Raw genomic sequence first — 12,429 nt, forward strand, 5'->3', positions numbered from 1 at the left:
GCGGCCCTCCTAGAAGAACGTACGGATGTAGTCGACGACCGTCCCGTCCGCCTCGGTGACCGGGATCAGCTGCCACCTGTCGAAGTTGGTGCACGGGTGGGACAGGCCGAAGCCGATCCAGTCACCGACCTCGACGTCCGCGTCCGCGCCGGTGCGCAGCCACAGGTGCTGGTCGGACAGGGCGCTCACCTCGATGCCGGCCGCCGGGTGCTCGGTGCCGTTCCGGCGTACCACGCGCGCCACCGGCAGGTCGAAGTCGTGGCCGACGTCCCGCTTGCCCGCGTTGACGAACGCCTCCGTCGCAGAGGGCCGGGAGACCACCTGGGCCCACAGCCGCAGGGCGGGCTCCAGTGCACCCTCCCCGGGGACCCGGTTGAACGGCGTCAGCCTGCTGTAGTGCACGTCGTCGTGCGAGACGTACGCCCCCGACCGCAGCAGCTTCAGCACCGGGAGGGACAGCGCCGGCACCGCCGCGAAGACGTCGGCGACCGCGTCGAACCACTCGCTGCCGCCGGCGCTCACCACGATCTCCCCGGCGCCCTCGAACCGCCCCGCCCCGTCGAACTCCACGGCGAGCGCGACCAGCCGTTCCAGCCACGCCCGCACCCGCTCCGGGGAGGCGCCGGGCACCTGGGCCTCGTACCCCGCCACGCCGACGAGCCGCAGCGTCCCGGCGGCCGCCACCGCGTCGGCGACGGCCACGGCGTCCGCCTCCGTGCGCACACCGGTGCGCGCCCCCTCGCCCGCGGCCAGCTCCACGACGACGTCCACCGGGCGGGGCGCGCCGCGCAGGGCCGCGTCCATCAGCTCCACCCCGCGCACCGAGTCCACGTAGCAGACGAGACGGAAAGCCGGGTCGGCGGCCAGCTCGGCGGCGATCCAGCGCAGGGCGGCGGCGTCCACCAGCTCGTTGGCGAGGAACACCCGCTCCACGCCGAACGCCCGTGCCACGCGCACCTGGTGGGGCACCGCCAGGGTGATGCCCCAGGCACCGTGCCCGATCTGCCGGTGGAAGAGCTGCGGCGCCATCGGGGTCTTGCCGTGCGGGGCGAAGGCGAGGCCGTGCCGCGCCGTGTACGTCCCCAGCAGCGCGAGGTTGTGCTCCAGACGCTCGGCGGACAGGGTCAGGACGGGGGTGGTGAACCCGTCGGCGTCGCGGAAGAGGTTGCGGCGCTGGGCGGCCAGCTCGCCGACGGTGAGGCCGTCGGCGTCCGGCGGCAGCCCCTTGAAGCGGTGGTCGACGCGTTCCTCGGCCAGGCGGGCGAGCGCTTCGGTGCGCATGGAGCCCCTCTCTCGGCGTTGCACGGTGTGCAACAGCCGTTGCGTATGGTGCCACTTGGTGTCTAGCATCCCGCCGTTACCGGGTCAACGGAGCCGTTCCCCGTCCGGCCACCGACAGGAGTCATCATCGACGACGCCACTTACCCTCCGGCCGTTGCGGACGTGCCTGTCGTGGATGCCGTAGCGCTCGGCGAGTCCATGGTCACCTTCCTGCCCTCCCGGCCGGGCCGCCTCGCCGACGTGCCCTCCTTCGACCGGGCCATCGGCGGCGCCGAGTCCAACGTGGCGTGCGCGCTGGCCGCGCTCGGGCACACGGCGCGGTGGGTGAGCCGGGTCGGAGCCGACGGCTTCGGCGACCACCTGGTGGAGCGGATCGCCGGGTACGGCGTCGACGTGACCTCCGTGCGCCGCGACCCGGCCCGCCCGACCGGCGTCTACTTCCGCACGGCCGGCGACCGCGGCACGGACGCGCACGAGGTGGCGTACTACCGGGCGGGCTCGGCGGCGTCGGCGATGTCGGCGGCGAACGTGGACCTGACGGCGGTACGGGCGGGGCGCGTCCTGCACCTGTCCGGCATCACGGCGGCGCTCTCCGGCGAGTGCCTGGACCTGATGCGCGAGCTGACGGCTCCCCGCCCCGGCGGCCGGCCGCTGGTGTCCTTCGACGTCAACCACCGGCCGGGGCTGTGGCGGGACGCCGGCGGTCCGCGGGTGCTGCTGGAACTGGCGCGGGGGGCGGACATCGTGTTCGTGGGGGCGGACGAGGCGCGCCAGGCCTGGGGTCTGCACGGCGGTGGTGCCGTCCTGGACGCGTTGCCCGAGCCGCGGATCGTGGTCGTCAAGCAGGGCAGGGGCGGAGCGACGGTGTTCGACAGGAACACCGAGGGACTGGAGGACGGTGACGGCGCGGCGACGTTCGTCCGGGCGCCGAGCGTGGACGTCGTCGCCCACGTCGGCGCGGGGGACGCCTTCGCCGCCGGATTCCTCTCCGGCACCCTGCGCGGACTGCCGTTGCGCGAGCGCGTCCGGCACGGCCACCTGGTGGCCGCCGCCGCGCTCACCACGCCCGGCGACCTCGCCGTACCCCTCTCCCGGCACCACGCCGACCGCCTCGCCGCCCTCGACGACGCGGCATGGGGGAGACTTCGGTTCGGCCCCGGCCGGTCCCCGTTCGCGCAGGCCCCGAAGGAGGCGAACACCCCATGAGCCAGACCGTCGACCGCGCCCTGAGCATCCTGCCGCTGCTCGCCGAGGGCCCCGCCGACCTCGGGCAGGTCGCCGCACGCCTCGGCGTCCACAAGTCCACGGCCCTGCGCCTCCTGCGCACCCTGCACGAACACGGCCTGGTCTACCGCCAGTCCGACCAGCGCTACCGTCTCGGCGGCCGCCTCATCGCCCTCGCCCAGGAGGCGATGGAGAACCTCGACGTCCGCGAGATCGCCCACCCCCACCTCGTACGGCTCAACGAGCAGTGCGGACACACCGTCCACCTCGCCGTGCACGAGGAGAAGGAGGTGCTCTACATCGACAAGGTGGACAGCCGTTACCCGGTGCGCATGTACTCCCGGATCGGCAAGCCGGTCGCGATCACCGTCGCCGCCGTCGCGAAACTGCTCCTCGCCGACCTGCCCGAACCCGAGCGCCGCGCCCTCGCGGAAAGCCTCGACTACCCCTCGTACACCCCCCGTTCGACCCCGGGCGCCGAAGCCTTCCTCGCCGAACTGGCCGCGGTGCGTGAACAGGGCTGGGCCACCGACCTCGGCGGCCACGAGGAGTCCATCAACTGCGTCGCGGCCCCCGTCCGCGGCGCCGACGGCCGGGTGGTCGCCGCGATGTCGGTCTCCGCCCCGAACGTCGTCGTCACCGCCGAGGAACTCCTCGCCCTGCTCCCGCTGGTGCGCCGTACGGCGGACGCGATCAGCGGCGAGTACTCCGGCAGAACACCAGTGCACCAGTGAGGGAACCCGCATGACCGACAAGATCGCGCTCACCCCGAAGACCCACACCGCTCCGCCCGCGAAGTTCTCCCACGGCGTGCGCAAGGGCAACATCCTCCAGGTCGCCGGCCAGGTCGGCTTCCTGCCCGCCGAGGAGGGCAGGCCCCCGACGCCCGCCGGCCCGACCCTGCGCGAGCAGACCCTGCAGACCCTCGCCAACGTGCGGGCGGTCTTGGAGGAGGGCGGCGCGAGCTGGGACGACGCGATGATGATCCGCGTCTACCTGACCGACGTGGACCACTTCGCCGAGATGAACGAGGTCTACAACGCCTACTTCGAGCAGCAGGGCCTCACCCAGCCCCCCGCCGCCCGCACGACGGTCTACGTCGGCCTGCCCGCCGGACTCCTCGTCGAGATCGACGCGCTCGCCGTCCTGAACTGACGGTTGACTGGTTCCGGCACAGGAAAGTCGTCCATACTTCCGCCGTGGAGCAGCGCATAGGATCGAGCAGCAAGCCGTCGAAGGGCGAGCCGTCGAAGGCCGCGCCGTCGAAGGGCGAGCCCCTTAAGGCCGAGCCGTTGAAGGCCGAGCCCGTGACGGGCGCCGGTTTCGACCCGGCCTTCATCCCCGGCATCACGGGCCCGGCACCGGCGGCGCCGGTCGCGAAGGAACCGCGGGACGCGGCTCCCGCGGCCGAAGCGACCGGGACCGACGGCGAGTCCGCGGCCGACGGGCAGCCGGAGGCCGAGGCGAAGGCGGCCGACGAGCCGGCCGCCGAGGCGGAGACCGCCGGCGAGCCGGCGGGCGACGAGGACGCCCCCGAGGGCCCCGTCTTCGAGGCGTCCGACCGCCGCGCGCGGATAGCGGCCGACCACAAGGGCGTCCGCCTCCGTCTGGACGAGGAGTCCTGCGAGTTCCGCTGGGACGAGGTCGCCGCGGTGGAGACGGAATCCCCCCGCTTCGGCAAGCGCTTCACGATCACCGTGTACACCCCTGACCGCCGCTGGTACCCGATCGAGATCGAGGCGACGGCCAGGGCCCGCTTCAAGGAGTGGGAGGAGCAGCTGGACGCGGTGCTGGACGCGTACTTCGAGGAGGCCTGACCGCTAACCGCAGTACTGGGCGGCCTTGCCGATCGACCGGTACATGCAGTCCGCGTTCTCCAGCAGCTGCAGCACGGCGTCCTTGTTCCGGGAGGTCTCCCGCTCGATCACCTCGTCGGGCGGGTAGAACCCGCCCTGGGAACTGGACGTCGGGTACATCTCGAAGGTGTAGTCGAAGATCTTCTGCGTACCCCACAGATAGTCGTCGATCGACCCGTCCGTGATGTACAGGTCACTGGACTGCTCCGCGGTGTACCCGTTGCTGGCGGCCATCTTCTGCCCCACGGCCTTGAACGCGGCGGCGTCGTCCGCGGTCATGCCGGTGGCGGTGTCGGCGTACGTGTACCCGAACGGCCACAGCACCAGTTCGCTGTAGGTGTGGAAGTCGATGCCGGCCTTGATCTGCTGCTTGCCCCCGACGACCCGGTCGCGCACGAAGTCGGCGACGACCTTGACCTCGGGCGCGGACTCGGCGGAGGCCCCGCGGTAGGTCTCGGAGGACTTCGATCCCGAGGAGCCGCCGCAGCAGCCCCACTTGTAGTCCCAGTTCCGGTTGAGGTCGGTACCGACGTACGAGGAGCCGGGGTTGGGCTGCCGGTTCTTGCGCCAGGAGCGGTACGACCCGGTGGCGATGTCGTACTCCCCGCCGTCCGGGTTCAGGTCCGGGACGATCCAGATCTCCCGGCTGTTGACGAGGCCGGTGATCCGGGAGTCGCTGCCGTACCCGGCGCCCAGCTCGCGCAGCAGGTACAGCGCCATCTCCACGGTCAGGTGCTCGCGGGCGTGCTGGTGGGCGGTGAACAGCACCTCGGGCTCGTCCTCGTCCGTGCCCACGTTGTCGCTGACCTTGATGGCGACGATGTCCCGCCCCTGGTACGACTTGCCGATCACGCGCTTGCTCATGATGCCCGGGTAGGCGGCGATCCGCTGGTCGATCTCGGCGTTCGTCTCGGCGTAGTTGTGGTACTTCGCGTCGGCGGTCGGGAAGTCGTACAGCCGGGCCCCGGACCGCTCGGGCGCGGCGCCCAGCGGGCTGACGCTGTAACCGAGCCGGCGCAGCTCGCGGATCTGGTCCGCGCGCCCGGAGACGACGACGGTCTCCTCGTCGGCCTCGTCGACGGTGACACCGGTCGCCTGGATGGCCGTACGGGTCACGGGGGTCGTGCTCCGGTGGATCTCGTACTGCCGGATGTCGTCGCCGGACGGTGCGACCTTCCGGACGCCGTCGGCGCTGGCGTGGGAGGCGGTCGACCAGACGGGGGCGGTGAGGGCGAGGGCCAGCAGCGCGCCGAGCCCGACGGTACGTCTGCCGCCGCGCGCGCCGGGGCCGCGTGTGCGAAGTCGCATGAATTCTCCTCGGGGTGGAGGTGGGGGTGTTTCAGTGCGACGTGCGGCGCCCCATGCTCCCCGCATGTCATGGTCATATCAAGGGCAGGCAAAGAGTCCCGGCCGAAACCGGCCGACCGGAACCCCTGGGCCCCGGCTCCTGGATCCCGGACGAACCTCACGAGGAGAGGGTGGCGCCGACGGCACCGGAATCGACGCCGCCCCCGGCGGGCTTGGCCCACTTGGAGCACACGAACGGCACCCGCCGCGCCGCACGCGTGCCTGAGGGGCCGTTGGTCCAGGACGGTCCGGTCCGGGGTGCGTTGCGTGGGCCTGGCTCTCGGCGGTCAGAGGTCGGCGAGCAGGCCGGCCAGCGGGGCGGGGGTGTGGTCGGGGGTGAGGGCCTCTACCAGGACGCGGCCGTAGTGGATCTTGCGTCCCTTCTTCGTGCCGAAGAAGCGCCGCAGCTGTTGCTCCGCGGTGCGGTCCCGCTGCGCGGGCTGGCGCAGGAAGGTCTGCAGGGCTCGCCGGTCGCCCTGTGCCTGGATGATCTCCTCCACTCGTCTCACGCCCAGCGCGCGGATGAGTTCGTCCTCCAGATCCGCCGCGCAGACGTAGAACCCGGACTCTTCCGCACCGGCCCGCTCCAGGGCTCGGGTGTAGAAGCGACGCTCCCGCTCGTCGCACAGCCCGGTGAGGCGGAGGCCGAGGCCGGGCGGGCCGAGGCGGTGGGTGAAGTGGCCGACGCTCATCGCGCCGCCGATCGGCATGAGGCAGACCCCTTCGGCCTCCAGGTCCCGGCCGTGGAGCGCGGCGAGGGCGCTGACCGCCGCCACGTCGCTCGGGCCTTCGAGCAGCACCGCCGTACGGACGCGCAGCCGTTCGGCCAGCTCGCGCGCCGGGTCCCCGGCCCCGCCGGCCGCCCACGCGGCGACCGCCTCCTGGAACGCCCTCATGTCCGCCATGGGACGAGTGTTCGCCCTTTCCGGCCGGCGCGGTAGGCGATTTCCGCCGGTGCGCGCCGACGGATCGCACTGTCCCGAAGCGTGCGACACCGCCCGGTGCCGGAAAGGCGCCGGGCGGTGGGGGTGGGTGGGAGTCAGGTCAGGGGAGGGCGTGGACGTGGGTGCCCACCGCGTTGGACCAGGCGTTGCCCGAGGACGCGTCCCAGTTGGTGGACCAGGTCATCGCGCCGCGCAGGTCGGGGTAGGTCCTGGAGGGCTTGAAGGTGCCGCAGCCCGTGCCCTTGGCGAGGCAGTCCAGGGCGTTGTTGACCACCGTGGGGGACACGTAGCCGCTGCCCGCGCCGCTCGTCGAGGCGGGGAGGCCGAGGCCGACCTGGGACGGGGAGAGGCCGCCCTCCAGCTGGATGCAGGCGAGCGCGGTCAGGAAGTCCACCGAGCCCTGGCTGTAGACCTTGCCGTCGCAGCCCAGCATGGAACCGCTGTTGTAGTACTGCATGTTGACGACCGTGAGGATGTCCTTGATGTTCAGGGCCGTCTGGAAGTAGGAGTTCGACGTCGACTGCATGTCGATCGTCTGGGGGGCCATGGTGATGATCAGGGACGAGCCCGCCTTCGCCGACAGGGAGCGCAGCGCCTGGGTCATGTAGGTCGCGTTGAGGCCGTTCTCCAGGTCGATGTCGACGCCGTCGAAGCCGTACGTCTGCATCAGCGAGTAGACCGAGTTCGCGAAGTTCGCCGCCGACGCCGAGTCGCTGACCGACACGGTGCCGTTCTGGCCGCCGATCGAGACGACGACCTTCTTGCCGGCCGCCTGCTTCGCCTTGATGTCCGCCTTGAACTGGTCGGCCGTGTAACCGCCGAGACCGGCCGAGTCCAGGTTGAAGGAGACGGCGCCCGGCGTCGAGGTCGCGTCGGCGAAGGCCACCGCGATGATGTCGTAGGCCGAGGGGACGTCCGAGATCTTCTGCACCGTGGCGCCGTTGTTGAAGTTCTGCCAGTAGCCGGTCACCGCGTGCTTGGGGAGCGTACCCCCGCCTCCGCCTCCGCCTCCGCCGCCCGTGCCGGGCGTCGTCGCCGAGACGGCCGCCGACTTCGCCGACTCGCCCGCCGCGTTGGTCGCCGTGACCTGGAAGCTGTACGACGTGGAGGCGGTCAGGCCGGTCACGGTCGCCGAGGTGCCGGTCACCGCCGTCACCTTCGTGCCGTTGCGGTACACGCTGTAGCCCGTCGCGCCCGAGACCGCCGACCAGGACAGGGAGACCGAGGAGGAGGTCGTGCCCGCCACGGTGAGGCCGGTGGGGGCGGCCGGGACGGTCGGGGCCGGGTCACCGCCTCCGCCGCCGTCGGGGCCGTACACCGAGAGGTCGTCGGCGTAGTACGCCGCCTGGCCGTACCAGCCGTGGGTGTAGACCGTGACGGACGTGGTGGAGGCGCCCGTGGTGAAGGTCGTCGACAGCTGCTTCCAGGCGGAGGTGTCCGGGGTCCACGTCGAGACGTCCGTCGTGCCCGTGCCCGTCACGCCCAGGTAGGAGTAGCCGCCCTGGACCCACGCGCTCAGCGTGTACGTCGAGTCGGGCTTGACGGCCACGGACTGGGAGCACCGGGCGTTGTCCTGGCCGGCCGGGGTCGCCTTGAGTGCGGAGGAGCCGCCGTGGGCCGGGGAGGACACCGTCGTGCCGCTGCCGGCCGAGCAGGTCCAGTTGCTCAGGCCCGACTCGAAGCCCGCGTTCCTGATGTTGTTGACGTCCGCCGCGGAGGCGGGGGAGGCGGCGGCGAGGCCCGCGACCGAGAGGGCGAGGGCCGTGGCGGCGGACCATGTCGCGAGTCGCCGTCTGCGGGGTCTGGGCATGCCTGGTGCGCGGTCCACTGGGGCCTCCGGTGGGGGAGTTCGGCGGGGAGAGCGTGAGGAAAGGACGGTGGCCACCGCTGGGCTACAAGTTGGTCCAGACCAATCGAGGTGTCAAGGGGTCCACACCGGATTCGGTGACGGTCGCCGATGCAACCTGTCCGGTTTTGGCGTGACTTGCGCCAAGAGAGTTGCACGCGAGCTTCACAAACGCTGTTCTCCGGCCGGAAGGCCCTGGATACAGTGCTCACGTAGTCACGCAACGAAGTCGTCGCGGTCCACAGGAGTCACCCCGGTGGGCCGGCGGTTGTGAGGAGCGGGGAGCTGCGCGTGCCGACTGCCATTGCCGTGACCAGCGCCGACCTGGCGCTGCCGGCGCAGGACGAACGGACCATGCCCGCGGTCGTGTTGCGCGACCTCGACCAGCGGCCGCTCGACCAGGCCCTCACCGAGCTGCACGCCCTGACCGAACGGCACGGGTACCTGGTCGTCGTCTGCTCACCGGCCACCCCCGAGCCCGTCGTACGCCGGCTGCACACCCTGCGCGCGCTGCTGGAGAGCGACCGCATCGCCCTCTTCCGGCCCGAGCTGCCGCCCCTCGGCATGGCCGTCCTGGCCCGGCAGTTGCGGCAGCTCGCCTCCTGCGACCTGAGTCCGGGCGTCATCGCCTCCGCGGGCCGGCTGCTCACCCACTACATCCACGCCGGTGCCGTCCTCGGCTCCGTCGCCAAGCTGGACCGCGTCCCGGTGGGCCTGAAGGCGCACGCCAAGTCGTGGGTGCCGGGCAGCCAGTTCGCCGTCGTCGCCCATCCCGAGCCGCAGCTGGTCAGGGTCGCCCCCGGCGCCACGCTCAAGGGCCCCGAGTTCGGCACCTGGATGGTCGTCGCCAAGGGGCAGCTGCAGAGCGACTGGCTCGGCGGGCTCGCCGAGGAGTGGACCGCCCACGCCCTGCGCGAGACACCGCTGCCCGCCGAGTCGCCGCGCTGGTGGGGGACCGGCCGCCTCATCGAGTTCTGCAGCCACCTCGCCGACCTGTCCGTGCTGTACCAACTGGTCACCTCGGTGCGTCAGTCCAGCTGCCACTGGTGCGGCCTCGACGTCATCGGCGACCGCTGCGTCTTCTGCTCCGCCACCCCGCCCGTCCACGAGCCGCACGCACCGCGCGCCCTGGAGCGGCGAACGCCCGCCTGATCCGTACGACCACGACCCACGTCCCGATCGGCCGATTCCCCCAATGAGGTTGCACGGTCCATGAACTCCCGTCAGCGCCGCGGCGTGATACTGCTGATCCTGTCGGTCCTGTGCGCCCTCGGCGCGTTCGCCGGCGTGCTCTCCGTCATCCACGACGTGAACTCCAAGGTCGGCCCCGAGGTCACCGCCTACCGGGTCAGGTCCGAGGTGAAGCCCTACACCGCGCTGGACACGGACCAGTTCGAGAAGACCAGGATGCCCAGGCGGTGGCTGTCCGAGAACGCCGTCACCGACCTGCGCCAGATCCAGGGCAAGATCGCCGTGACCACCCTGCGGGCCGGCTCCCTGCTCCAGACCGACATGGTCGTCGACCAGCCCGCCCTCCAGCCCGGACAGCAGGAGGTCGCCATCATGATCGACGCGGCGACCGGCGTCGCCGGCAAGATCACGCCCGGCGCCCGCGTCAACGTCTACGCCACCTTCGAGGGGAAGAAGGAGGGCGCCCCCGACCAGTCGAAGATCATCGTGACCAACGCCCGCGTCCTCGACGTCGGCCGCATCACCGCCCTCGAACCGGACACCGGCAAGAACCAGCAGCAGCCCGGCGAGGCCGTCCCCATCACCTTCGCGCTGTCCGCCCTCGACGCCCAGCGCGTCACCTACGCCGAGTCCTTCGCCCAGCGCGTCCGGCTCGCACTCGTGGCACCCGGCAGCCGGACCGACGTCCCCGACAAGGACCGCACCTACGAACTCTCGACGGACAAGTGAGAGGCGGCCATGCCCACCAGGATCCTCCCGGCCGGCGCGGACCCGGACGCCGTCCGCTCCCTCGTCACCCTGCTCAGCCAGCTCCCCGACGCCGAGCCGCAGCCACCGGCGACCGACTCCACCCAGCTGGTCGACACCCTCGCCCGGCTCGCCGCCGAGTCGGTCGACGAACTGCCGGAAGTGGTCGTCGTCCATGAACGGGTCGGCCCGGTCCCCGCGCTCGAGCTGATCCGGGAGGTCGCCCTGCGCTTCCCGGCCGTCGGCGTCATCCTCGTCACCACCGACGCGAGCCCCGGCCTCTTCGCCGCCGCCATGGACTCCGGCGCCCGCGGCCTGGTCGCGCTCCCGCTGTCGTACGAGGAACTCGCCGGCCGCGTCCAGGCCGTGGCCCAGTGGTCGACCGGCGTACGCCGCCACCTCGGCCACGGCGCCGACGTGTTCGCCGGCGCCGGCGGTACGGTCGTCACCGTCAGCGGAGCCAAGGGCGGCACCGGCGCCACCCTGACCGCCGTCCAGCTGGCCCTCGCCGCGCAGGCCTCCGGGCGCGCCACCGTCCTGGTCGACCTCGATCTCCAGACCGGTGACATCGCCTCCTACCTCGACATCCAGTTCCGCCGGTCCGTGGTCGACCTCGCCGCCATCACCGACATCTCACCGCGCGTCCTCGCCGACGCCGTCTTCCGCCACGACACCGGGCTCGCCCTGCTCCTCGCGCCCGGCGAGGGCGAACGCGGCGAGGAGGTCACCGACCGCGCCGCCCGGCAGCTCGCCGGCGCCCTGCGCTCCCGCTACGAGGTCGTCGTCGTCGACTGCGGCTCCCAGATCGGCGCGGCCGGCGCGGCGGCCGTCGAGATGGCCGACACGGCCCTGCTGGTCACCACCCCCGACGTCATCGCCGTACGCGCCGCCAAGCGCACGGTACGGATGTGGGACCGGCTCCAGATCCGCAAGGCCGAGGAGACGACGGTCGTCGTCAACCGGCACTCGCGCAACACCGAGATCCAGCCCGCCCTGGTGCAGCGCATCACCGGCGCCGCCGTCGCGCGCACCTCCGTCCCCGCCAACTTCAAGGAGCTGCAGGGCGTCGTGGACGCCGGGCGGCTGCACGAACTCGACAGCCGGAGCACGGTCAGGCAGGCCCTGTGGGCGCTGGCGGGGGAGCTGGGGCTGGCGAAGGCGGCGGAGGGCGCTTCGCACCGCGGGGGCGGGCGGTCGCGCGGCGACCGGGGGCCGGTGGGCCTGCGGCGGCGGAAGGAGTGAGGGCCCATGAGAAGACCGGACGGGGACCGGGGACAGGTGAGCATCGAGTTACTCGGGATGACCCCGCTGATCGTCCTGACGCTGGTGCTCGTGTGGCAGGCCGTGCTCGTGGGGTACACCTTCACGCTCGCCGGGAACGCCGCGGACGAAGCGGTGCGGGCGGGCACGGCGGCCGCACCGGGGGGCGCACGCCAGGCCGCCTGCGCGGCGGAGGGAACGAAGCACCTGTCGTCGGCATGGAGGGACGGCGCCACGGTGTCCTGCGGCGGCAGCGGATACGTGACGGCCGAGGTGAGGCTGCACGTCCCCGTCCTCTTTCCCGGCCTGATCGACTTCCCGGCCGAGGTGACCGGACACGCGGGAGCGGTCGAGGAGGTGAAGCGCTGACATGGCCGACAGGCGCGGACGACGCGACGCGGGCCAGGTGGCCATCGAATACCTGGGGTTCATCCCCGTCCTGCTGATCGTGGCCATGGCGGGCATCCAGATCGGAGCCGTCGCCTACGCGGCCGAGCAGGCCGGTACGGCGGCCCGCGCGGGAGCGCGAGCGGCCTCGCTGCGGCAGGACGCGCAGCAGGCGTGCGCGGCAGCCGTCAGCGGTGGGATCAGCGTGAGCTGCGCCCGCACGGAGCACGGCGACTCCGTCGAGGTCACCGCCACGGTCCGCATCCCGAAGATCATCTGGGGACTCGGGGACGCCACCAGGACCGCCACCATGCCGCTCGACCACTAGCCAGCACCGAGGAGCTGC

At 72.2% G+C, this 12,429-nt stretch carries 13 protein-coding genes; 9 read left to right on the forward strand and 4 right to left on the reverse strand.

Annotation, left to right across the window (positions count from 1 at the left end):
• Window positions 1–9 precede the first annotated feature (9 nt).
• The gene (locus tag IE177_RS02010) at window positions 10–1,281 is read right to left on the reverse strand and encodes an alanine racemase (protein ID WP_190012931.1); all 1,272 of its coding nucleotides are present in this window, start codon (window positions 1,279–1,281) and stop codon (window positions 10–12) included.
• Between the two features lie 162 nt (window positions 1,282–1,443).
• On the opposite strand from IE177_RS02010, the gene IE177_RS02015 reads away from it, so the two are divergent.
• Genes IE177_RS02015 through IE177_RS02030 form a run of 4 tightly spaced genes read left to right on the forward strand, consistent with a single transcriptional unit; the run spans window position 1,444 to window position 4,322 of the window.
• Window positions 1,444–2,487, forward strand: a complete 1,044-nt coding sequence (locus tag IE177_RS02015) for a sugar kinase (protein WP_373304989.1) — start codon at window positions 1,444–1,446, stop codon at window positions 2,485–2,487.
• The gene (locus IE177_RS02020) at window positions 2,484–3,239 is read left to right on the forward strand and encodes an IclR family transcriptional regulator (protein WP_190012933.1); all 756 of its coding nucleotides are present in this window, start codon (window positions 2,484–2,486) and stop codon (window positions 3,237–3,239) included. The genes IE177_RS02015 and IE177_RS02020 overlap by 4 nt, the downstream gene beginning before the upstream one ends.
• Before the next feature lie 10 nt (window positions 3,240–3,249).
• A complete protein-coding gene (locus IE177_RS02025; RefSeq protein WP_190012934.1) occupies window positions 3,250–3,660 on the forward strand; it encodes a RidA family protein in 411 nt (136 codons plus the stop codon).
• Between the two features lie 44 nt (window positions 3,661–3,704).
• Complete coding sequence (locus IE177_RS02030; protein WP_373304990.1) at window positions 3,705–4,322, forward strand: hypothetical protein; 618 nt, start codon at window positions 3,705–3,707, stop codon at window positions 4,320–4,322.
• A gap of 3 nt (window positions 4,323–4,325) precedes the next feature.
• Here the strand turns inward: IE177_RS02030 and IE177_RS02035 are convergent, their stop codons facing one another.
• The 3 genes from IE177_RS02035 to IE177_RS02045 all read right to left on the reverse strand — a co-directional run bounded on the left by IE177_RS02035 (window position 4,326) and on the right by IE177_RS02045 (window position 8,462).
• Window positions 4,326–5,669 carry a M14 family metallopeptidase gene (locus IE177_RS02035; RefSeq protein ID WP_190012935.1) on the reverse strand — a complete coding sequence of 448 codons (1,344 nt, stop codon included), beginning with the start codon at window positions 5,667–5,669 and terminating at the stop codon, window positions 4,326–4,328.
• A 326-nt stretch (window positions 5,670–5,995) separates the two neighbouring features.
• The gene (locus IE177_RS02040) at window positions 5,996–6,613 is read right to left on the reverse strand and encodes a TOPRIM nucleotidyl transferase/hydrolase domain-containing protein (protein WP_190012936.1); all 618 of its coding nucleotides are present in this window, start codon (window positions 6,611–6,613) and stop codon (window positions 5,996–5,998) included.
• Between the two features lie 139 nt (window positions 6,614–6,752).
• Entirely contained in the window at window positions 6,753–8,462 is a 1,710-nt protein-coding gene (locus tag IE177_RS02045) for a chitinase (RefSeq protein WP_190012937.1), read from the reverse strand.
• A 345-nt stretch (window positions 8,463–8,807) separates the two neighbouring features.
• On the opposite strand from IE177_RS02045, the gene IE177_RS02050 reads away from it, so the two are divergent.
• From IE177_RS02050 to IE177_RS02070, 5 genes are read left to right on the forward strand one after another with little or no spacing between them, the layout of a single operon-like run.
• Window positions 8,808–9,650 (forward strand): hypothetical protein, encoded by an 843-nt coding sequence (locus IE177_RS02050; protein ID WP_190013340.1) that lies wholly within the window; start codon window positions 8,808–8,810, stop codon window positions 9,648–9,650.
• Between the two features lie 60 nt (window positions 9,651–9,710).
• A complete protein-coding gene (gene cpaB / locus IE177_RS02055; RefSeq protein WP_190012938.1) occupies window positions 9,711–10,418 on the forward strand; it encodes a Flp pilus assembly protein CpaB in 708 nt (235 codons plus the stop codon).
• Window positions 10,419–10,427: 9 nt separating this feature from the next.
• Window positions 10,428–11,678: a CpaE/TadZ family protein gene (locus IE177_RS02060; RefSeq protein WP_190012939.1), complete on the forward strand. Its 1,251-nt coding sequence runs from the start codon at window positions 10,428–10,430 to the stop codon at window positions 11,676–11,678.
• Window positions 11,679–11,684: 6 nt separating this feature from the next.
• Window positions 11,685–12,065 (forward strand): pilus assembly protein, encoded by a 381-nt coding sequence (locus tag IE177_RS02065; protein WP_190012940.1) that lies wholly within the window; start codon window positions 11,685–11,687, stop codon window positions 12,063–12,065.
• A 1-nt stretch (window position 12,066) separates the two neighbouring features.
• The gene (locus IE177_RS02070) at window positions 12,067–12,411 is read left to right on the forward strand and encodes a TadE/TadG family type IV pilus assembly protein (protein WP_190012941.1); all 345 of its coding nucleotides are present in this window, start codon (window positions 12,067–12,069) and stop codon (window positions 12,409–12,411) included.
• Window positions 12,412–12,429: the final 18 nt, after the last annotated feature.

It is taken from the genome of Streptomyces lucensis JCM 4490 (assembly GCF_014650035.1).
GTDB classification, from domain to species: Bacteria; Actinomycetota; Actinomycetes; order Streptomycetales; family Streptomycetaceae; genus Streptomyces; species Streptomyces lucensis.

Coding starts and splice junctions, on each gene's coding strand:
- IE177_RS02065 (WP_190012940.1), top strand. CDS start 11,685: ATGAGAAGACCGGACGGGGACCGGGGACAGGTGAGCATCGAGTTACTC.
- IE177_RS02045 (WP_190012937.1), bottom strand. CDS start 8,462: ATGCCCAGACCCCGCAGACGGCGACTCGCGACATGGTCCGCCGCCACG.
- IE177_RS02040 (WP_190012936.1), bottom strand. CDS start 6,613: ATGGCGGACATGAGGGCGTTCCAGGAGGCGGTCGCCGCGTGGGCGGCC.
- IE177_RS02060 (WP_190012939.1), top strand. CDS start 10,428: ATGCCCACCAGGATCCTCCCGGCCGGCGCGGACCCGGACGCCGTCCGC.
- IE177_RS02020 (WP_190012933.1), top strand. CDS start 2,484: ATGAGCCAGACCGTCGACCGCGCCCTGAGCATCCTGCCGCTGCTCGCC.
- IE177_RS02025 (WP_190012934.1), top strand. CDS start 3,250: ATGACCGACAAGATCGCGCTCACCCCGAAGACCCACACCGCTCCGCCC.
- IE177_RS02035 (WP_190012935.1), bottom strand. CDS start 5,669: ATGCGACTTCGCACACGCGGCCCCGGCGCGCGCGGCGGCAGACGTACC.
- IE177_RS02010 (WP_190012931.1), bottom strand. CDS start 1,281: ATGCGCACCGAAGCGCTCGCCCGCCTGGCCGAGGAACGCGTCGACCAC.
- cpaB (WP_190012938.1), top strand. CDS start 9,711: ATGAACTCCCGTCAGCGCCGCGGCGTGATACTGCTGATCCTGTCGGTC.
- IE177_RS02070 (WP_190012941.1), top strand. CDS start 12,067: ATGGCCGACAGGCGCGGACGACGCGACGCGGGCCAGGTGGCCATCGAA.